The organism is Nitrospirillum pindoramense, assembly GCF_007827955.1.
Lineage (GTDB): Bacteria > Pseudomonadota > Alphaproteobacteria > Azospirillales > Azospirillaceae > Nitrospirillum > Nitrospirillum amazonense_B.
This window is the reverse complement of the sequence record NZ_VITR01000014.1, coordinates 16,699-36,780: the sequence shown is the minus strand read 5'-3', so window position 1 is coordinate 36,780 and position 20,082 is coordinate 16,699. Positions and strand designations below refer to the sequence as shown.

General features: G+C 69.1%; 15 protein-coding genes and 1 tRNA gene. 5 read left to right on the top strand and 11 right to left on the bottom strand.

Annotation, left to right across the window (positions count from 1 at the left end; genetic code table 11):
- Nucleotides 1–59 precede the first annotated feature (59 nt).
- A complete protein-coding gene (gene fdhE / locus FBZ90_RS21240; RefSeq protein ID WP_145734992.1) occupies nucleotides 60–986 on the top strand; it encodes a formate dehydrogenase accessory protein FdhE in 927 nt (308 codons plus the stop codon).
- 187 nt (nucleotides 987–1,173) lie between these two features.
- On the opposite strand, the gene FBZ90_RS21235 is transcribed toward fdhE, so the two are convergent.
- Nucleotides 1,174–2,262: a permease gene (locus FBZ90_RS21235; RefSeq protein WP_211102235.1), complete on the bottom strand. Its 1,089-nt coding sequence runs from the start codon at nucleotides 2,260–2,262 to the stop codon at nucleotides 1,174–1,176.
- 224 nt (nucleotides 2,263–2,486) lie between these two features.
- Between FBZ90_RS21235 and selD the strand changes: the two genes are divergently transcribed.
- A complete protein-coding gene (selD, locus tag FBZ90_RS21230) occupies nucleotides 2,487–3,533 on the top strand; it encodes a selenide, water dikinase SelD (protein WP_145734991.1) in 1,047 nt (348 codons plus the stop codon).
- A gap of 21 nt (nucleotides 3,534–3,554) precedes the next feature.
- Here selD and FBZ90_RS21225 read toward each other — a convergent pair.
- From FBZ90_RS21225 to FBZ90_RS21195, 7 genes are all read right to left on the bottom strand, one after another.
- Nucleotides 3,555–3,650: transfer RNA gene (locus FBZ90_RS21225), tRNA-Sec, on the bottom strand.
- Nucleotides 3,651–3,666: 16 nt separating this feature from the next.
- Nucleotides 3,667–5,619 carry a selenocysteine-specific translation elongation factor gene (gene selB / locus FBZ90_RS21220; protein WP_145734990.1) on the bottom strand — a complete coding sequence of 651 codons (1,953 nt, stop codon included), beginning with the start codon at nucleotides 5,617–5,619 and terminating at the stop codon, nucleotides 3,667–3,669.
- The gene (gene selA, locus FBZ90_RS21215) at nucleotides 5,616–6,992 is read right to left on the bottom strand and encodes an L-seryl-tRNA(Sec) selenium transferase (RefSeq protein WP_246130645.1); all 1,377 of its coding nucleotides are present in this window, start codon (nucleotides 6,990–6,992) and stop codon (nucleotides 5,616–5,618) included. Before selA ends, selB begins: the two co-directional genes overlap by 4 nt.
- Nucleotides 6,993–7,132: 140 nt before the next feature.
- Nucleotides 7,133–8,128 (bottom strand): hypothetical protein, encoded by a 996-nt coding sequence (locus tag FBZ90_RS21210; RefSeq protein WP_145734988.1) that lies wholly within the window; start codon nucleotides 8,126–8,128, stop codon nucleotides 7,133–7,135.
- A gap of 447 nt (nucleotides 8,129–8,575) precedes the next feature.
- Nucleotides 8,576–9,313, bottom strand: a complete 738-nt coding sequence (locus FBZ90_RS21205; protein ID WP_145734987.1) for a SapC family protein — start codon at nucleotides 9,311–9,313, stop codon at nucleotides 8,576–8,578.
- 185 nt (nucleotides 9,314–9,498) lie between these two features.
- Nucleotides 9,499–10,827: an LLM class flavin-dependent oxidoreductase gene (locus FBZ90_RS21200; RefSeq protein WP_145734986.1), complete on the bottom strand. Its 1,329-nt coding sequence runs from the start codon at nucleotides 10,825–10,827 to the stop codon at nucleotides 9,499–9,501.
- 159 nt (nucleotides 10,828–10,986) lie between these two features.
- Complete coding sequence (locus FBZ90_RS21195; protein ID WP_246130643.1) at nucleotides 10,987–13,500, bottom strand: TonB-dependent receptor plug domain-containing protein; 2,514 nt, start codon at nucleotides 13,498–13,500, stop codon at nucleotides 10,987–10,989.
- Nucleotides 13,501–13,843: 343 nt separating this feature from the next.
- Here FBZ90_RS21195 and FBZ90_RS21190 point away from each other — a divergent pair, with 343 nt between their 5' ends.
- On the top strand, nucleotides 13,844–14,728 hold the full coding sequence (locus FBZ90_RS21190) for a LysR substrate-binding domain-containing protein (RefSeq protein ID WP_145734985.1): 885 nt from the start codon (nucleotides 13,844–13,846) through the stop codon (nucleotides 14,726–14,728).
- A 68-nt stretch (nucleotides 14,729–14,796) separates the two neighbouring features.
- On the opposite strand, the gene FBZ90_RS21185 is transcribed toward FBZ90_RS21190, so the two are convergent.
- Nucleotides 14,797–15,603 carry a class II aldolase/adducin family protein gene (locus FBZ90_RS21185; protein ID WP_145734984.1) on the bottom strand — a complete coding sequence of 269 codons (807 nt, stop codon included), beginning with the start codon at nucleotides 15,601–15,603 and terminating at the stop codon, nucleotides 14,797–14,799.
- Nucleotides 15,604–15,825: 222 nt separating this feature from the next.
- Here FBZ90_RS21185 and FBZ90_RS21180 point away from each other — a divergent pair, with 222 nt between their 5' ends.
- Nucleotides 15,826–16,791, top strand: a complete 966-nt coding sequence (locus tag FBZ90_RS21180; protein ID WP_145734983.1) for an ABC transporter substrate-binding protein — start codon at nucleotides 15,826–15,828, stop codon at nucleotides 16,789–16,791.
- Nucleotides 16,792–16,807: 16 nt separating this feature from the next.
- Here FBZ90_RS21180 and FBZ90_RS21175 read toward each other — a convergent pair whose 3' ends face one another.
- Complete coding sequence (locus tag FBZ90_RS21175) at nucleotides 16,808–17,377, bottom strand: TetR/AcrR family transcriptional regulator (protein ID WP_186455970.1); 570 nt, start codon at nucleotides 17,375–17,377, stop codon at nucleotides 16,808–16,810.
- A gap of 161 nt (nucleotides 17,378–17,538) precedes the next feature.
- Here FBZ90_RS21175 and FBZ90_RS21170 point away from each other — a divergent pair, with 161 nt between their 5' ends.
- Nucleotides 17,539–18,753: an MFS transporter gene (locus FBZ90_RS21170; protein ID WP_145734981.1), complete on the top strand. Its 1,215-nt coding sequence runs from the start codon at nucleotides 17,539–17,541 to the stop codon at nucleotides 18,751–18,753.
- A 108-nt stretch (nucleotides 18,754–18,861) separates the two neighbouring features.
- Here FBZ90_RS21170 and FBZ90_RS21165 read toward each other — a convergent pair whose 3' ends face one another.
- Nucleotides 18,862–20,064 (bottom strand): bifunctional alpha/beta hydrolase/OsmC family protein, encoded by a 1,203-nt coding sequence (locus FBZ90_RS21165; RefSeq protein WP_145734980.1) that lies wholly within the window; start codon nucleotides 20,062–20,064, stop codon nucleotides 18,862–18,864.
- Nucleotides 20,065–20,082 lie beyond the last annotated feature (18 nt).

Below are 20,082 nucleotides of genomic sequence, written 5' to 3'. Positions count from 1 at the left end.
GCCCCATTTCTTTCATACGATGCGGGGGCGGCAAGGCGCCGCCCCGGGAGAGACCGGTCATGAGACAGGGTGAGGTGGCGCCCAAGGCGCCGTGGATGGGCAACCCACAGGGCGGGGTGACGGCCCCGGCCCCGGTGATCCTGCCGGATCCCACCACCCGGTTCGCCCGCACCTCCGGGCGGCTGGGCGTGCTGGCCGTGGACCACCCCATGGCCCAGTGGCTGGATTTCCTGTGTGAGCTGTCGCAGGCCCAGCAGGAGGCCGCCGATATGATTGACCTGCCGGCTGTGGATGCGGAGGATGTGGCCAAGGCCAATGGCGCCGGCATGCCGCCGCTGGCCGCCGATGGCCATGACCGCGACGTCGCCTGGCGGGAGGCGCTGACCCTGATCCTGCGCTATTTCGACCGCCTGCCGGAGGTGCCGGACCTGGTGGCCGCCGTCATCGACAGCCTGAACGACGTGGATGGCGAGACGCTGGAACATCTGGCCGACGACTTCCTGCACGGCGCGGTCAATCCCGATGACGCCGGCCGCGCCGTCTTCATCGCAGCATCCCTGCAGGTCTATTTCACCAAGCTGGCTGGTAGCCTGGAGGAAAGCCAGGCGCCCCTGTTGCCAGAGCGCGGACTGTGCCCCTGCTGCGGTTCCACGCCGGTGGCGGGTGTCATCACCGCCTCGGGCGCCACGCCCGGCGTGCGCTATCTCTATTGCTCCCTCTGTTCCACCGCCTGGAACCATGTGCGGGCGGTGTGCATCACCTGTGGCCAGTCGGCCCAGCTGTCGCTGAAAAGCGTGGAGGGGGAGAATGGCGCCGTGCAGGTGGAAACCTGCGACGACTGCCACACCTACGCGAAGATGCTGTACCTGGCCAAGGACCCCAAGCTGGACCCCTACGCCGACGATCTGGCCAGCCTGGGCCTGGACCTGATGGTGGCCGAGGTCGGCTGGCTGCGCCACGCGCCCAACCCGCTGTTGCTGGCCTGACGCGACGCGGCCCCGGTTCTGATTGGAACCGGGGCCGCCTTCATTCGGGCGCGTGAGGTCAGGCAGGGGCAAGAGATATTGGCTCGTGCCCCAGTAGCCCGCGACTGCGGGCGCCGGAGCGAGTACCGCAGGGCGGAGCGAGGAAGCCAAGGGCGCAGATGCGCCCGCCCCGCATATGAGGGCGGTCTCAGAACAGCGCCACCGCCAGATAGCCGCCGACGATGCCCAGCAGCACCACGCCGGCGATGACCGCCGCCAGCGCCTTGGGCGGGAAGGAGCGGTGCAGCATGGCGATGGACGGCAGGCTGACGGGCGGCAGGGTCATCAGCAGGGCGCCGGCGGGGCCCACGCCCATGCCCAGCGACAGCATGGCCTGGATGATGGGAACCTCCCCCGCCGTGGGGATGACGAACAGGGTGCCGGCGATGGCGAAGGCGGCGATCCAGATGAAGCTGTTGCCGACCTCCGGCCCGATGGCGGGGAAGAGCCAGGCGCGGGCCGCCCCCAGGACCAGCACGATGACGATGTATTCCGGGATCAGGCGCACCGCCATGCGGCCCAGGATCTTCAGCCAGCGGACGAAGGGGTTCTGTGCCTCCGCCTCCGCCTGAAGGGCGTGCAGGGCGGCCTGCTGGTCGGCGATGGGGCTGAAGCGGTTCACCAGGGCGCCCAGGCCCAGCACCAAGACCAGGCCCAGCGCCAGGCGCAGCCCCGTCCATTGCCAGCCCAGGACGAAGCCGATGAACACCAGGGTGGCGGGGTTCAGCACGGTGTTGCCCAGCCAGAAGGCCATGGCGGCGCCGGGGGCGGCCTGCTGCCGGCGCAGGCCCATGACCACCGGGGCGGCGCAGCAGGTGCACATCATGCCGGGCAGGGACAGCAGGCCGCCGGCCAGCACGCTGCCGAAGCCGGTGCGGCCCAAGGCGCGCGCCACCCAGTTGACCGGCAGCAGCGCCTGGATGGCGGAGCCCAGCAGCAGGCCCAGCACCATGGCCTGCCAGATGGCCTTGCCATAGGCCAGGGCATAGCCCACGGCCGCGTCCCAGGATGGGGCCGGGGCGGCGGCGTCGGTGCCCATCAGGATGGACTTGCCGATGGCATGGTTGGCCGCAGCGACGAAGGCGCGGGCGTAGTAGGGCGACCACTTCACATAGAACAGGCCGGCGATGGCGATCAGCGCGACGATGGCGGGGCCGATCACCGGGTTGATGGTCCGGTTGATCTTGGGGGCTTTTTGTACTGACATCATGATCCGGTGGGCAGGGGGCTGGGTCACGCGGCGCCCGGCCTGGGGCGTCGCGCGGGATCGGGCCCGGCCGGGCCACGGGTTCCGCATCGGGCGCCGCTGATCGCCGGCTTCAGGCGATAGGCATCCTCGATCGGAACAAAACCCGTCTTAACGCCGCTTGCAAATATTGGCAATGTCCTTATCTGCATGCGGTGGCCGTTCCTGCCATCCCTACAAAAGACGGCGCATCCATACAAGTAAAGGCGATAGAAATGTCCAATGACCCGATACGTTTGACCGATCTCGCCCATGGTGGGGGCTGCGGCTGCAAGTTGGCGCCGGCGGTGCTGCAGCAGCTGCTGGCGGGGCAGGCGCAGACGGCGGCCTACGCCAACCTGCTGGTGGGCACGGAAACGGGGGACGACGCCGCCGTCTGGCAACTGGACGACCGCCACTGCATCATCGCCACCACCGACTTTTTCATGCCGGTGGTGGACGACCCGCGCGACTTCGGCCGCATCGCCGCCACCAACGCGCTGTCCGACGTCTATGCCATGGGCGGCCGCCCCCTGTTCGCACTGGCCATCCTGGGCATGCCCCTGGGCAAGCTGGCGCCCGAGGTGGTGCGGGAGATCCTGGCCGGTGGCGCCGCCGTCTGCGCCGAGGCCGGCATCCCCGTGGCCGGCGGCCACTCCATCGATTCAGGGGAGCCCATCTACGGCCTGGCCGTCATCGGCGTGGCCCCGCCCCAGGCCATCCGCCGCAACGCCACCGCCCAGGCCGGCGACGCGCTGATCCTGACCAAGGGCCTGGGCGTGGGCGTCTATTCCGCCGCCTTCAAGAAGCAGAAGCTCGACGCCGCCGGCTATGCCGAGATGATCGCCAGCACCACCCTGCTGAACAGTATCGGTGCCATCCTGGCGCAAGATCCCGACGTGCACGCCATCACCGACGTCACCGGCTTCGGCCTGCTGGGCCATGGGCTGGAGATGGCGCGGGGTGCCGGCGTGACGCTGTCGGTGGACTGGGACCGTCTGCCCTTCCTGTCCCAGGCGGCCCAACTGGCCCAGGCCGGCTTCATCACCGGCGCCTCCAACCGCAACTGGGCCAGCTATGGCGAGGAAACCCGCCTGCCCGCCGACCTGGCCCCGTGGCAACGCGCCCTGCTGACCGACCCGCAGACCTCCGGCGGCCTGCTGGTGGCCGTGGCGCCGGAGCGGGCGGAGGCGATCTGCCGCCAGATCGTGGAGGCGGGCTACCCGATGGCGCGCGTCATCGGCCGCGTGACGGAGGGGGAGCCGGTGGTGCGGGTGGGGTGAGCCCCGGCAGCGCCCGAAAATTGGCGGAAGGGAATGGGAGTCGAACCCACCCGGGACAGTCTCGCTGCCCCACCCGGATTTGAAGTCCGGACGCCCCACCAGGGACGATTCCCTTCCGTCTAAACCGCTGAACTCACAAAACCACAGGCGGGCCGAACAAGTCCAGCCGGTGCGGATTGATGCGGCGCAGGTCACCCCGGCGCAGGGTGACGCCGTGGCGGTCGAAGAAGTCCAGGATCTGGATGGCGACCTTGCGCCCGTTGTCCATGCGGTCGCGGAAGGGGGCCACGACGAAGGTGCCGCCGGGGGCCTGCGCCGCCACGTCCACGGCGATGGCCACCATCTCCCGCACCGTGTCGCGCAGGAAGAAGTGGTCGTGCGCCACCTGGTCGGCCCAGCCCATGCGGCCGGCCAGCTTCAGGATGCGGCGCACCTCTGTCTCTTCCCGCCCGGTTTCGGTGGCGATGTCGCGCACACGCGGCGGGCGGAAACGCACCTCGCCGCCCAGCAGGGGCGCCAGCTCGGCCCAGGCGGCCTCATCCGCCGGCGCCAGGCGCACGGTGTGGCCGCTCAGCCGGATGAAGGACCCGTCCAGCGCCACCAAGCCCTGGGCCACCGCGCGCTGCACCGCCACGGCGAAGACGGCGGCGGGCAGGCGTGGCTGGACCGCCAGGCGCAGCTTCTCCCGCCCCATGCCTTGAAGGTCCGGATTCTCGGCGTGATAGGCGGCCAGCGTTTCCGACAAATGCGCCAGGAAGGCGGCCCACTGCTCCGCCGACAGGGCGGTGCGCGCCTCCCCCTGCTCCAGCACCACCAGGCCCAGCTCGGCGGCCAGCACCTCGGCGGCGTCGCCGGGCAGGGCGTGGTCGCGCACGAAGGCCGTCAGGTCCACGGTATGGGGCGGTATGGCCAGCAGGGCGCCCAGGGCGGCCTTGGCGTCGGGCAGGGCCAGGGCGATGCGCTGGGCCACGCGCTCCGCCGTGCGGCGGCGGCGGGGCGGGGGGCGCAGGTCGATGAAACGGCCGCCGCCCAGGGTGTGCTGGGCGGAAACGTCGCGGATGACGTAGCGGTCGCCCACCGCCGCCGCGATGGGCCGCTCCAGCACCAGTTGAACCTGCGTCGCCTCGCCGCCCGCCAGCGTGTCCTCCGACAGCAGGACGACGCGGGCGCCCACCTCCACCGCCGCATGGTGCAGCCGCACCGGGAACCATTGCGGCAGCGGCTTGGCCCCCGCCTCGCGCGGCAACAGGCGCAGGCTGGCGTCGATGCGGTCGGTGGGGGCGTGCAGGGCCGGGGCCAGCACCATGTCACCCCGGTGCAGCGCGTCCTTCACGATGTCCGGCCCGGCCAGGTTCAGGGCGCAGCGGTCGCCGGCCTGCCCTTCCTCCGCCACCGTGTTCTGGGCATGAAGGGAGCGGACGCGCGCCGCCAGGCCCGAGGGGCTGACCGTCACGGTGTCACCCACCCGCACCAGGCCGGACAGCACCGTGCCGGTGACCACCACGCCCACGCCGGTGAGGGTGAAGGCGCGGTCGATGGCCAGGCGGAAGGCGCCGGTTTCGGCCGTGCTTTTGGCCGCCGCCTGGGCGCGCGCCTCCTTCTCCAGCCGGGCCCGCAAGTCCGCGACGCCGGTGCCGTCGAGGGCGGAGACGGGCAGGATGTCGGCACTGTCCAGGCTGGTGCCCGCCAGGGCCGCCCGGATTTCCGCCGTTACCGCCGCCAGCCGCTCGGGCGTGGCGAGATCCGCCTTGGTCAAGGCCACCAGGCCGTGGCGGATGCCCAGCAGGTCGATGATGGCCAGATGCTCGCGCGTCTGCGGCATGACGCCATCGTCGGCCGCCACCACCAGCAGGGCGTAGTCGATGCCGCCGGCCCCCGCCACCATGGTATGGACGAAGCGCTCATGCCCAGGCACGTCGACAAAGCCCAGCGTCGGGCCGTCGGCCAAGGGCAGGTAGGCGAAGCCCAGGTCGATGGTGATGCCCCGGGCCTTCTCCTCCTTCAGGCGGTCGCCGTCCACGCCCGTCAGGGCGCGGACCAGCGCGGTCTTGCCATGGTCGATATGGCCGGCGGTGCCGATGATCATGGCCGGGGCAGCTCCGCCAGCGTGGCCACGAACGCGGCCTCATCGCGCAGGCAGCGCAGGTCCAGCACCAGGCGCCCCTCCTCGATGCGGCCGATGATGGGGCGGGACAGGGCGCGGAAGGCCGTGGCCAGCTGGGTCAGGGCGCCGCCGCCCGCGCGCACGGCCAGGCCGGCGCTGGGCAGGGTGTCCAGGGGCAGGGCGCCGGACCCGATCTGGCTGGCGCAGTCGCAGACCTCGACCGTGTAGCCGTCACCAAGGGCCTGCGCCAGGGTGGGCGCCAGGCGCCGCGCCTGCGCCTCGATCTCCGCCTTGGGGCGGGACAGCAGGGCCAGGGTGGGCAGGCGCTGGGCCAGGCGGTCGGGGTCGCGGTACAGCTTCAGCGTCGCTTCGATGGCCGCCAGCCGTACCTTGTCCACGCGCAGGGCCCGCTTCATCGGGTTGCGGTTGACGGCGGCCACCAGGTCCCGGCGGCCGACGATGAAGCCGGCCTGGGGCCCGCCCAGCAGCTTGTCGCCGGAGAAGGTGACCAAGTCCGCCCCCTCCGCCACCGCTTCGCGCACCGTCGGCTCCCGCTTCAGGCCGTGGGTGGAGAGGTCCACCAGGGTGCCGGAGCCCAGGTCGTTCAGCAGGGGCACGCCGGCGCCGTGGGCGATCTCCGCCAGCTCCGGCGCCAGCACCTCCTTGGTGAAGCCCTGGATGCGGTAATTGCTGGTGTGGACCTTCAGGATCACGCCGGTTTCGGCCGTCAGCGCGCCCTTGTAATCCTTGGCGTGGGTGCGGTTGGTGGTGCCGACCTCCACCAGCCGGGCGCCGGCCTGGGCCATGATGTCCGGCATGCGGAAGGCGCCGCCGATCTCGATCAGCTCCCCGCGCGAAACGATGGCGTCGCGGCCCTTGGCCAGGGTGTTCAGCGCCAGCAGCACGGCGGCGGCGTTGTTGTTGACCACGGTGGCGTCCTCTGCCCCCGTCAGCTCGCACACCAGGGCGCGGACATGGTCGTCACGCTCCCCCCGCTTGCCGCTGTCGAGGTCGAATTCCAGCGCCACGGGGTCGCCCATGGCGGCCAGGGCCGCCGCCATCGCCTCGGGCGCCAGCAGGGCGCGGCCCAGGTTGGTGTGCAGCACCGTTCCCGTCAGGTTGAACAGGGGCCGCAGGTTCGACCGGCTGGCACCTTCCAGCCGGGTCAGGGCCAGGGCCGCCACCGCCTCGGCATCGGGGACCGTGTCTCCGCCGGCCAGCAGGGCGGCGCGGGCCTCGGCCAGCACGGCGCGGATGGCCTCGGTCGTCGCCGCGCGGCCATGGCGATCCAGCGGCGTGGACGCGGCGGGGGTGGCAAGGACGGCGCTGATGGAGGGTAGGTCGCGGAGACGCACGGGACGGGGGCGCTTTCGTTGGGGAGTAGCCCCTTGTGGCCCCATTTAAAAATTTGGTCAATCCTGCCGGAATCACCGCTTTGGCCCGTCCTGTCGCCGTATGTTCTCCGGCCCTGGTATGGGGCCCGGAACGCCAGGGTTCAGAATGCCAGGCCCAGGCCCACGGTCCAGCCCCGGACCCCGTTGCCGACGATGGCGGAGCCGCGCAGGGTGACGCCCTCCACCCCATATCCGATATGGGGCGTCACCACCTCCAGCCCACCGCCCACCTCCAGGAACTTGTCGAAGCCCAAGAACGCCTGCTGGGCGCCGATCAGGATGTTGCCCCGGCTGAAGGCGATCCAGCGCAGGTCGTCGGCGAACAGGTGGCCCAACGGGCCGTCCAACTGCGCGTTGACGGTGGCGAAGCCGAAGCTGCCCGTCGTCTCCAGCGAGGGATCGCTGACGCGGTTGGGGATGTCGGCGAACTCGCTGAAGCGGCCCATCAGGTGCAGGCGCAGGTCATCGGGCAGGGCGCGGTCGTGCTGCACCTCCACCCCGCCGCCGGCCAGGAAGCTGTCGATGCGCATGCTGGTCAGGATGCCGCCCGTGCTTTCCCGCAGCAGGTCGGCGTCGGCACCGCTGAACTCGCCGCTGCCGCGAATGCGGGTGTACCCGCCCAACGCCACCGGCCGGATGGTGGTGGACGGTCCCACCGGGATGTCCAGGCCGAAGCCGCCCAGGGCGGAATAGGACTTGTAGCTTTGCTTGACCTGCCCGGCGTCGGACGGGGTGTCGCCGGTCGCCAGCGCCGTTTCCTGCCAGGCGTTTTCATAGCCCAGCGTCACCTCCAGGTAGGGGGCCACGCCGTCGGTGTCGTCCTTGTCGCGGAAGCTGTGGGTGATGGGCAGCTTGTAGCCGTGCAGCGTGATCTTGTCGCTGTCGTAGCGGGCGGCGCTGGCGTCGGGCGTGCCACCGAAGACGCCCAGGGTTTCAAAGCCGTGGCCGATATCCTCCGCCTTCAATTGCTGGCGCACGGCGTCACGGATGGCTTGGGGATCGGTCGCGGCGGTTTGCGCCCGCGCCATCGGCGCCAACAGCATCCCCCCGGCGACAACGGTCCAGGCGACCCAGGCCCCCGCGATCCTGGCCGTCACCCGCCACCGGCTCGCTTTCGTGCCTGACCATGGATTTCCCATGCGCATCGGCTTCAACCCTTTCATCGCCCTTTCCAGGGAAATGCCATGCGGGGGCCAGCGGACAATGGGACAAGAGTAATAACAACAAAAACAATGTTATATATTTTGTATTGACGATCATTGGCGGCGATGATTGAAATCATCCAACGGCCCATGCTGGAGGAATGATCATGAGAATGACGGCGACGGCGATCGCACGCCCTCGGACGGAAGCGTGGGCGGAAGCCTACCTGCCCCTGGTGGCCCTGCTGTATCTCATGCTGTTGGGCACGATATTCGCGGTTTGAGCCGCTTCACGAATAGAACATTAATTCACCGTGAAACGCGTTTCCGCCACCTCGGAAACAGCAACGGCGGCCACGGGTTTCCCCGGGCCGCCGTTCGTCCGCGTGTCGCGGCGTTACCTCAGTTGGTGGTGGGGCGCTGCACCGTCCGGTCCACCAGCCCGGCCCAATTGCTGACCGAAACAAAATGGGCATAGACCAGGGGCAGCCAGCCGCGCTGCCGCCAGCGCTCGAACTCTTCCGCGCTCAGCTGGTTGAACTTGCCTTCGTCGATGACCTTGAAGCCCGCCAGGCTCAGCTTCTGGCCGTCCTTCAGCGTCACGTCGGCACGGTTTTCCACCAGCAAGCCGGCCTTTTGCAGCGCTTCCACGAAGTCGGTGGTGGCGTTGTAATGGCCCTGGTAGTCGCTGCAAAAGGCCAGGGCGTTGCGGGTCACCTCGGTCGGCTGGCCACCGTCGAACAGCTTGTTGGCGCCCCCGTGGCTGAGGCTGGAGGCTGCCTCGTCAATGCACAGGGTGAACTCCTCCCGTTCCCGGTTTTCCAGGAAGATGAAGGGGTAGCGGCGGACATAGGCGGGGATGTAGGCGCCCGGTTCCCAGCCGCCCTCGGCATCCACGAACAGGTTTTCGCCGTTGCGCAGGCCCAGCAGGACCACGGCCTGGGGCGGGGCGCCATCCAGGAACAGGATGGGATAGTGCTTGCACGCCAGCGTGAACTCCGCCCCGATGACGGGGACCGAGTTGGCGCCCGTGGCGAACCGGTAGTCCGTGGCCGGCGCCAGCGACAGGTCGCCGTCGCGCTCCGCCGCCAGGGGACGGGGGCGCTGGTAAAAGGCGGGAAGGGTTTGCTGCGTGCTCATCTCTGTTCCAGATCCCAAGGTGGGGGAAAGCCCGAATGTTAGGGGGCCTGTCCCGGGCGCGGTCAACATCGGCGACGGGGTAACGCCCGTCGCCGCCACGCTACCACCGATGGCGGAGGAATGGGCACTGCTATCCACCCCCCGATTGACTCCCCTCCTCCAGGTTCTTCAGCCAGGTGCTTATGTCATTCCGCCACCTGGGCCAGGCGGATGCTGTGACGGTTGACGGGCACGTCCAGGCCCAGATGGCCGCGCAGGGTGCTGGCCGCGTAGTCGGTGCGGAACAGGCCGCGACGCTGCAGGATGGGCACCACCTGCTCGGTGAACTGCCGGAAGGCGCCAGGCTTGCTGACATGGATGTTGAAGCCATCGGCGGCCCGGCCCACGAACCAGCGCTCGATCTCATCGGCCACCGTCTCCGCCGTGCCGATGAAACTGCCGCGCCAGCGGCCGAAGCGCCACGCCGCCGCCCGCAGGGTCAGGCCTTCCTCCCGCGCCGTGCGGATGATGCGCTCGGCATGGCCCTTGTAGCCGTTCAGGCTGACATGGCTGAGGTCGGGGAAAGGGGCGTCCAGATCGTATTGCCGGAAGTCGTGGTAGTTGAAGGGGCGGCCCAGTTGGACCAGCAGCTTGTCCAGATCCAGGTCCGCCTCCTGCTCCGTCGCCAGGCGTTCCGCCTCTTCCTGCGTGTCGGCGATGGTGACCGTCAGGCCGGGTAGAACGGCGATCTTGTCCGGGTCGCGGCCCTTGGCGGCGGCGCGGGCCTTCAGGTCGGCGTAATAGGCCTGGGCGCCTTCGAAGGTGTCGGGGGTGGCGAAGGTGGCGTCCGCGATCAGGGCCCCCAGGTCGCGGCCGGCATCGCTGTCGCCAGCCTGGAAGATGACCGGCTGCCCTTGCGGGCTGCGGGTCAGGGCCAGGGGCCCGGCGACGGAGAAGAAGCGGCCCTTGTGGTTCAGGGCATGCTGCTTGCTTTTGTCCAGGAACACGCCGGCCGCCTTGTCGCGGGGGAAGGCGCCATCCTCATAGCTGTCCCAGAGGCCCTGGACGACGGAGACGAACTCCGCCGCGCGCTGATAGCGTTCCGCATGGTCATAATGCTGGTCGCGCCCATAGTTGCGGGCGGCCCCCTCCAGCCCCGTGGTCACCACGTTCCAGCCGGCGCGGCCCCGGCTGATGGTGTCCAGCGAGCCGAACTGCCGGGCGACGTTGTACGGCTCCCAGTATGAGGTGGTCAGAGTGCCCACCAGCCCGATGTGGCTGGTGGAAACGGCCAGGGCCGACAACAGGGTCAGCGGTTCCAGCCGGTTCAGGAAATGCGGGGCGCTGTCGGGCGTGATGTAGGGGCTGTCGACGATGAAGACCAGGTCGAACTTGGCGGCTTCGGCCTGGCGCGCGGCGTCGATGTACCAGTTGATGTCGACGCTGGCGTCACCGGGCAGGTCGGGATCGCGCCAGTCGTCATGGGTGGTGCCGACGCCGGCCAGGATGGCGCCCAGGTGCAGGGTACGGGTCATGATGTGGATCTCCCAGGCGGTAACCAGGGGCTGGCCGCCATTGATTGGTTCGGGGATGGATCGGTTCGGGGAAGGCTGTCGGGGGAAGTCTAGCGCCGCCGGGCCTGCCGGAAATTTTGGAAATCGTGCAGCGATTGTTTGGCGGCGCTGAAGGATGGTTCAGAACTTCACCGAGACGCGGCTGTAGTAATAGCCGCCGGTGATGCCGAAGGGGGAGAACAGGCCGTATTTGTTCAGGCCGGTCTTGGCGTCGACGATGCCGATGGCGTCGGGATAGACGTCGAACAGGTTGTTGGCGCCCAGGCTGACGCTGACGCGGTCGGTCAAATCCACGCCCACGTCCAGGTCGGTGATCCATTTGGCGCTGAAGGTGCGGTCGTTGCTGGCCACCGTGCCGGCCTCGGTATAGCTGCCGTAGCGGGTGACGCGGGTGCCCACATGCAGGCGGTCCCAATGCCAGTTGGCCGACAGGATCAGCTTGCCGCGCGGGGTGCCGTCGGTCAGGTCCGCCTGCCGCTGCCGGTCGAACAGCGCATAGCCCAGGGTGGCCAGTTGGGTGGGCGTCGGCTTGATATGGGTGATGGTGGTGCGCGTCCAGCTGTAGGCGGCGCCCAGCCGCACGTCGCCGGCATCCCCCAGATCCGCCAGGTAGTTGGCCACGGCGTCCACCCCGTCCGTCCGGGTGTCGACGGCGTTGGTGTAGTACTGCGCCGACAGGCCGGGTGCGAAGCCGGCCCGCTGCAGGATGGTGGACACGGCGCTGCCGGTCAGCAGCCCGGTTTCGACGATGCGGTCCGTGATGTCGATGCGGTAGGCGTCCAGCGTCAGTTGCAGGTTGTGCGCCGGCTCGGCCGTCACGCCCACGCTGTAGTTGGTGGAGGTTTCTGGTGTCAGGGGCGTGGCGCCCAGGGCCTTGGCCTCGCCCGAGGTCGCCGGCAGCACCTTGATGGGCAGGGTGATAAAATTGCCCGCCGCATCCACCGTGCCGGTGAAGGTGGAGGAGGCGTAGATGCTCTGCGCCAGTGAGGGCGCGCGGAAGCCGTTGCTGACCGTGCCGCGCAGGGCGTAGCCGGGCGCCAGCTCATAACGTGTGGCGATCTTGCCGCTGGCGGTGTCGCCCACGGCGCCGGTGTAATGCTCCACCCGGCCGGCGGCGTCCACCGACCAGGCGGGCGTCAGGTTGGTGGCCAGGTCGATATAGGCGGCGCCGTTGTTGCGGGCGATGGCGCCGCTGTCGGCGGGCGAGGTGCCGCTGTAGGAGGCGAGGCCCGGCTGTGGATGCTGGCCGGCGTAGTAGCCGCTGGGGATGACATAGCTGCCGATGGCGTAGCTGGCCGGGTCGCCGGGGTCGATCTCATAGCGCTCATATCGGTGCTCGAAACCCCAGGCGACCGTGACCGGGGCGGGCAGGCCGAAATCCAGCGGGCGATTCACGTCCAGGTTGGTGGTCACCTGGTCGAAGGTCTGGTCGGCCAGGTGGAAATAGGTGGGGCTGGTCGGCCCCAAGGTGGCGTTCAGCGTGTTCTCGCCATCCAGCTTGGCGTCGTCGCGGCCATAGGTGGTGCTGAGGTCCCAGGACCACGAGGCGATCTCGCCGCGACCGCCGACCGTGGTTTGGAAGTCCGTCTCCCAGATGCGGCGCAGGGCGTTGAAGCCGTTGGGATAGACCTCGGGCAATGAGTTGAGGTTGTTGGGCAGGAAGCTGCCGGTGTTCTTGCGCGACCGGCGCTTGGACACGGTGCTGAAGGAATAGAGCGCGACGTCGTCGCCGACCGGTAATTCGGCATTGTATGATCCGCTGTAGATCGTCTCCTGTCCGGGGCCGTAGCCGCCGCCGTAGAAGGTGCGATCGGCCGTGGCCTCGCGCGGGTCCCGGGCGCCATTGGCCAGGGGATTGTACAGGTTGGCCACGCTGGTGGGGGCGGCGCGGCTGGCCGACTGGTTGTCCTTGTAGTCGGCCGACAGGTTTATGAAACCCTGTCGCGGCAGCTCCAGCCCATAGTTGGCGGCCACGTGCTTGGTGAAGCCGTCACCGCCGTAGTTCTGGCCCAGGCTGCTTTCCACACTGCCGCCCTCGGGTGCCTTCTTCAGGATGATGTTGATGACGCCGGCGATGGCGTCCGACCCATATTGCGCGGCGGCGCCATCGCGCAGCACCTCGATATGGTCGATGGCGCCCACGGGGATCAGGTCCAGATCCACCGGAACACCGCCGTTGGCGATGCGCGCCAGGTTGTTGATCAGGGCGGTGTTGTGCCGCCGCTTGCCATCGACCAGCACCAGCGCTTGGTCGCCATTCAGGCCGCGCATGGTCGTGGACCTAACGGTCCAGCTGGTGCCGCCGCCGTTGACGCCCGGCAGGTTGAAGGAGGGCACCAGCTGGTTCAGCAGCTCCTTCAGGCCCACCTTGCCCGTTTCCGCCAAGGCGGCCGATCCCACGACGTCGATGGGGGAGGGGCTGTCGATGGCCGCCCTGCTGCCGCCACGCAGGCCCGTCACCACGGTCTCCTGCACCGCGTCCAATTCCACACTGTCGCTGGCCGGGGCGCCGGTGGTCGCTGTCGCCGTGGCGGCCGGTTCCGCCGCGTGCGCTGTGACGGCGACGGCGGGCAGGGCCAGCGCGGTGGCCAGCAGGAGGATGTTGTGGCGGTTCAAGATGGCGGTGGCACGCATGTAAAACCCCCTTGGGCCCGGCTTGGCACGCCTGCCAGGCTTCCCCGTGTTGAATAAAGCGATGGGGTTTTTAGACAGGCCGCCGCCCTGGCCCGTAAATCGACTTATCCTTGAGGATCTGATGAGGGCACTAAATTGGTAGTCAGGCCGCGCATCATTGCGGCGGGCTGCCCGAGGTGAAACCTTGGAAAGGCTGGATTCTCATAACGCTATAAATAAGTGTGAAATATTGAGCTATGCGATATATTGTACATCGCTATGCTGCGGACTCGGGTTGCTGGCCCGCGTCCCGCCGTGTGTAATTGGGGCAATGAGAACCCATGGACAGTGAGGACCGTGCCCCATGCCCCCCAATCTGCCCACCGAATTGCTGCGCACCTTCGTCGCCATCGTCGACGCTGGCACCTTGCAGAAGGCGACGGAGCGCATCTTCCTCACCCAGTCGGCCCTCAGCCTGCAGATCAAGCGGCTGGAGGATCTGCTGCAGACGCAGCTGTTCTTGCGGGAGGGCCGGCGCCTGACCCTGGCGCCGGCCGGGGTCACGCTGCTGGGCTTCGCCCGCAAGATCCTGGAGATGAACGAGCAGGCGGTCAGCGCGGTCACCGCCGGGGCCTTCGCCGGGCCGGTGCGGGTGGGCATGGTGCAGGACATGACCGACAGCCTGTTAACGGGCGTGCTGGCCAGCTACGCCCAGATCCACCCCCAGGCGCAATTGCACGCCCGCATCGCCGGCACCGCGGAACTGCTGGACCTGCTGACGGCCGATCGGCTGGACGTGGTGGCGGGCTTCGGTCCGGCGGGCGATCCCAACGGCGTGCTGACCGTGCCGGTGTGCTGGATGGGCAATCCCGAGCTGTTGAGCGCCGACGTGCTGCCCCTGGTGGTGCTGGAAACGCCGTGCCGCTTCCGTGAGGCGGCACTGGCGGCCCTGGACCGTATCGGACGTCCCCACCGCATCGTGGTGGAAACCCCCAACCTGTCCAGCCTGCGCGCCGCCGTGCGCGCCGGCCTGGGTCTGACCTGCCGCGCCATGGCCTTCGACCCGCTGCCACCCTTGCCGCAAGGCGTGTTGCCGCCGCTGGCGCCCGTCAGCGTCGTCCTCGCCCACCGCCCCAACCCGTCGGAGTCCATCGCCAGCCTGATCGGCCTGGTGAGCCAGGCGATCAGTGCCCAAGGTGCCGGGGACGATGACGGTGAGGAGGATGAGCCGAGGGCGAACGCGGCTTAATCCCAGGACTGTCCGGGCAAGAAAAGGGCCCGCTGGAGCGATCCGGCGGGCCCTTCGCGTTGGGCAGCTTACGCGTCATATCCCGGCGATTCCCGAGCCAGGCGGCGCAACAGGCCGGCCCAGGGCAGCTTGGCGTGATCGGGGCGGTGGTTGGCCACCTGCTGGCGCACCTCGGCCTGGGCATGTTCCGGGGCCAGCAGGATGCCGTCGCGGCCGGCGCTGAGGGTGCGCACCTGCAGGGTGGCGGAGCGTTCCAGGGCATGGATGCCCAGGAAGGCGTGGGCGGCGGTGGGGCCCAGCGCCAGGGTACCGTGGTTGCGCAGCAGCATCAGGCTCTTGTCGCCCAGGTCCGCCACCAGCCGCTCCCGCTCATCCAAATGCAGCGCGATGCCTTCATAGTCGTGATAGGCCAGGCGCGGGAGGACGGTCAGCGAATGCTGGTTCAGGGGCAGCAGCCCCTCCTTGTGCGCCGAGACGGCGATGCCGTCGGCGGTGTGCAGGTGGATGACGAACTTGGCGTCGGGCCGGGCGCCGTGGATGGCCGAATGGATGGTGAAGCCCGCCGGGTTGATACCGTATTCCGTGTCGCCCCCCGTTGAGTCGTTCCAGGCCGGCGCCTGCAGGATGTTCCCGTCCAGGTCCACCTTCACCAGGCTGCTGGCGGTGATCTCATCGAAATACAGGCCGTAGGGGTTGATCAGGAAATGCTCCTCCGGCCCCGGCACGCGGGCGGAGATGTGGGTGTAGATCAGGTCGGTCCAGCCGAACAGGGCCACCAGGCGGTACAGCGCCGCCAACTCCACCCGCACCTGCCACTCCGCCTCATCCACCCGCCCCTTCAGGGACTGGATGCCCAGGTAGGATCCGTCCGCCATCGTCATTCTCCATCATGATGATTGGCCTTCACCGTCGATCCACGCGGGCGATACGTCAAATTGGGGTTTTTAAAGCATCGCTTGAGTGCCCCTGGGGCCGCCACCACTCTCCGATCCGCTCCCCTATCCGCTCAAGGAACTGTTGAGACTTATCAAACAGTCGGCGTCCCCTGCGTCCGTTACCCTGGGCCTTGGCGGTAATCATTTGGGTTCGGGTGCATCATGGCGTGGGGTCGGGATTGGTCGCGGCGGGGTTTCTTGCGGGCGGGCGTGGGGCTGGGGGCGGTCATCGCCGTTCCGGCGCTGCTCACCGGCTGCGATGACAAAAAGGCGCCGGGCGTCCTGAAGGTGGGGGACCAGCGCGGCGGGCTGCAGGCGCTGCTCAGCGCCTATCCTGACGACAAGCCCGGCCTGGACTATCAGGTGGAATGGGCGCAGTTCCCCAACGCCGCCCCGGTGATCGAGGCGCTGAACGCCCGGGCCATCGACGTGGGCGCGGTGGGCGACGCGCCCTTCGGCTTCGGCCTGGCGGGCAAGGCGCAGGTCAAGGCGGTCGCGGCCTACCGCTCCAGCGGGGCGGGTACCGCCATCTTGGTGAAGGGCGACGGTCCGGTGCGGACGGTGGCTGACTTGGCCGGTCATACCATCGCCACCAGCAAGGGCTCCATCGGCCATTTCCTGGTGTTGCGCGCGCTGGCGGAGGCGGGGGTGCCGGTGGACAGGGTCACCATCGCCTTCCTGGCGCCCAACGACGCCAAGGCCGCCCTGCTGGCCGGCAGCATCGACGCCTGGGCCACCTGGGACCCTTACACCGCCTTGGGCGAACTGCACGACGGCTTGACGGTCCTGGTGAACGCGGAGGGGCGCATGCCCGGCCTGTCATACCTGTTGTCCACGCCGGCGGCCCTGTCCCAGCGGCGCGACCTGGTGCGCGACTTCGTCGGCCGCATCAACCGGGCCCGCGACTTCACCCGCGCCCAGCCGGACAAATACGCCGCCGTCTTCGCCGAGCAGACGGGCGTGCCGGCGGAGGTGGCCCTGCTGATGATCCGCCGCACCAACTTCCAGCCCGTGGTGATCGACGACGGCATCATCGCCGACCAGCAGAGCGTGGTGGACCAGTTCGCCAAGGTGGGGCTGGGGTGTGACGGGCTGGATGTCCGGCCCGCCTTCGAACGGTCGCTCTGACGCGAAGAAGCCGGGATCAAAGGCCGCGCAGCATGGCCATGAACGGGGCGACCCGTGACTGGTGGGTTTCAACCGCCTCACCCAGATCGACCCCACCCAGGTTGGCATCGCTGCACAGCCCCAGGAAAAAGGTGGCGATCATTCCCGCCACCGCCCTGGCGTCCAGCGCCGGGTTCGCCGCCGCCACGTTGCGCTCAAGGCTGTCCAGGCGCCGCGCGTTGTAGGACCGGATCAGGTCCGCCGCCGCGTCCGGCAGGGCGCCGAGGGCGCCGGTGGCGTTGACGACGAGGCAGCCGGGCTGGCTTTCCAGGATGAACGGCGCCTCGGTCAGGAATTTTTCGATATTCGCCCAGCCCAGCGGTTCCCGCGCCAGCAGGCGCAAGGCCGGCCCCGTGTCCAGGTAGCGTTGAAGGGCGGCCAGGAACAGATCCTCCTTGCCCGTGAACTCGGCATAAAGGCCCGACTTGTTGACGCCGGTCGCCTGTTCCAACTGCTGCACGTTGGTGCCGGCGTAACCGTGCCGCCAGAAAAGCGGGATCGCTTTGTCCAGGACGGCGTCCCGCGTGAATAGCTTCGGTCTGGCCATGCCCTCATCCCACCCGGTCTGTGCCAATCGGTCCAATAATCGCGCCCGGGAGCTATATTGAACCATATGGTTCATAAAGTCATTGACGGAATGCCCCGAGGGGGTTATGAACTAAACAGTTCGAAATAGGCGCCCGGTCGCGGCCTGGCTCGGAGTGACAAATGCGTTTCACGGTATCGGACAGGATCGGCTTCTGGATCGCCGCCGGGGTGGTGGCGCACACGCTATGGACCAGCGCCGCGCCTGCCATGGTCTATCCGCTGTATGCCACCCATTGGCACCTCAGCCCCACCATCACCACCGGCATCTTCGCCGTCTATCCGGTCACGGTCGTCGCCGTGCTGATCCTGTTCGGAAACCTGTCCGACCAGCTTGGCCGGCGGTTGGCCATGCTGTTTGGGGTGGCGGCTTCCGCCGCCGGCGTCCTGCTGTTCGCCATGGCCAGCGGCGTTGCGGACCTGTTCATCGGCCGCTTCCTGATGGGCGTGGGGGTGGGGCTGTCGGCCGGCCCATCGGCCGCCGCCCTGGCGGACTATGCCGGCGGGGCCGCCGGTGCCTCCCGCGCCAGCGCCGCCACCCTGGTGGCGCAGTCGGCCGGCCTGGCCGCCGCGCTGTTGGTGGGCGGGGCCTTGGTGCAGTACGCGCCGTACCCCGCGCACCTCAGTTTCTGGGTGCTGGGCGCCCTGCTGCTGTTGCTGTTCGCCGGTGTCGCGCTGTTGCCGCGCCGGCCGGCCGCCGCCGCCGCCGCGGGGTGGAGGCCGGCGTTGCCGCAGGTGCCGGCCGGCTTGGGCGCGGTTTTCGGAATCACCGCCTTCACCGTCATGATCGCCTACGCCCACGGCGTCATGATCGCGTCCTTGGGCGCCCAGGTAGCGCGGGATCTGGTGCGGTCCAACAACAGCCTGGTCAATGGCGCCGCCCTGGCCTTGTTCGCCATCGCCCTGGGCGTCACTGGCCTGTTCGCCCGCCGCTTGCGGGCGGAGACCGCCATCCTGATGGGGGCTGGCGCCTCCGTCGCGGGCATGGGCTTCCTGGCCACCGCCGTGCTGGCGCACAGCCTCGCCGCCTTCCTGGCCGCCACCGTGACATCGGGCATGGGATACGCCTGGATGGTCTATGGCGGCCTGGCCGCGCTCAATGCCGTGGCGCCACAAGGCTCACGGGGCGGGTTGCTGTCCGCCGTCTTTCTGCTGGCCTACCTGTTCACCAGCGTTCTGGCCTTGGCGTTGGGCCGGCTGGCGACGGCCACGGACATGGCCATCGCCGTCCTGACCGGGGCGGCCATCATGACAGCCCTATGCGCCGTCCTGTTGGTCCTGATGGCCTTGCGCTCCGGACGGGGCCTGGGCACGAGCGTCAGCGCGCCGTTGGCCTGAGCATTTTGAACCGTTTGGGTGCAATCCGTCCAAATCGTCCGGCTTCATCCAAGCCTCACTCGCCCCGCCGCCGGGATGCTGGCAGCGGGGCGGGTGGCCAAGGCGACTTCAGTCCTCCGCCGCCGCCAGCAGGGTCTCCACCTCCGAGGCGCGGGTCAGGGTGATGTCCACCGGGCAGCGGTTGGCGATGGACAGCAGCTTGGCCCGCTGCTCCTCGTCCAAGGGGCCTTCCAGCACGATGGTCCGCGTGAACAGGTCGGCTGGCGTCTGGTCCGGCCGCTTGGTGTGGGTCACCCGCGTCTGGGCGCGCACCAGGGGCAGGCCCTTGCGTTCCGCGTACATGCGCATGGTCATGGTGGTGCAGGCGGCCAGGCCCGCCGACACGAAGTCGTAGGGGGCCAGGCCGCTGTTCAGGCCGCCCACGTCCACCGGCTCGTCCGCCAGGAACTGGTGCGGGCCGCTGCGCATGGCCAGCTGATAGCGCCCGCGGCCGGTTTCCACCGCCAGCACGCCGTCCGCCTCGCCATGCGGGCTGGGCGCCGCGTCCTGCGGCGGCAGGTAGCGCCCGGCCCAGGCGGCGATGACGGCGGCGGCATAGTCGGCATCGGCCGGCCGGGTCAGCAGGTGGTCCGCGTCATCCAGCGAGACGAAGCTCTTGGGGTGCTTGGCCGCCACGAAGATGCGCTGCGCGTTGTCGATGCCCACCGTCATGTCCCCGGGGGCGTGCAGGATCAGCAACGGCCGGTGCAACTGACCGATACGCGCCGCCAGATCCTGCTGGCGGGCGTCATCAACGAAGCTGCGGCGCAGGACGAACGGCCGGCCGGCCAGGTCAACCTCCGCCTCCCCCTCCGCCTCGATGCGGCCCAGCGCTTCCGGCCCCACGGTCCGCAGCACATGGGCGACGTCGGCCGGGGCGGCGATGGTGACCACCGCCTTGACCGACGGCATGTCGCCTGCCGCGGCCAGGGCGGCCGCCCCGCCGAAGCTGTGGCCCAGCAGCAGGCCGGGCGGCATGCCCGCCTGGGTCATGGCGGCGCCCGCCGCCACCAGGTCATCGACATCGGCCGCGAAGCCACCGCCGGCGAAGTCGCCGCCGCTCTTCCCCAGGCCGGCGAAATCGAAGCGCAGGACGCCGATGCCCGTCATCGCCAGCGCGCGCGCCAGCCGCGTGGTGGCCAGGCTGTCCTTGCCGCAGGTGAAGCAGTGGGCCAGGATGGCCCAGCCGCGCGGCGCGCCCTCGGGCGGTTCTATCCGGCCGGACAGGCGATAGCCCTTGGCGCTGTCGAAATCGAATTGCTGGCTGGCCATGCCGGCCTCCTTATCCCC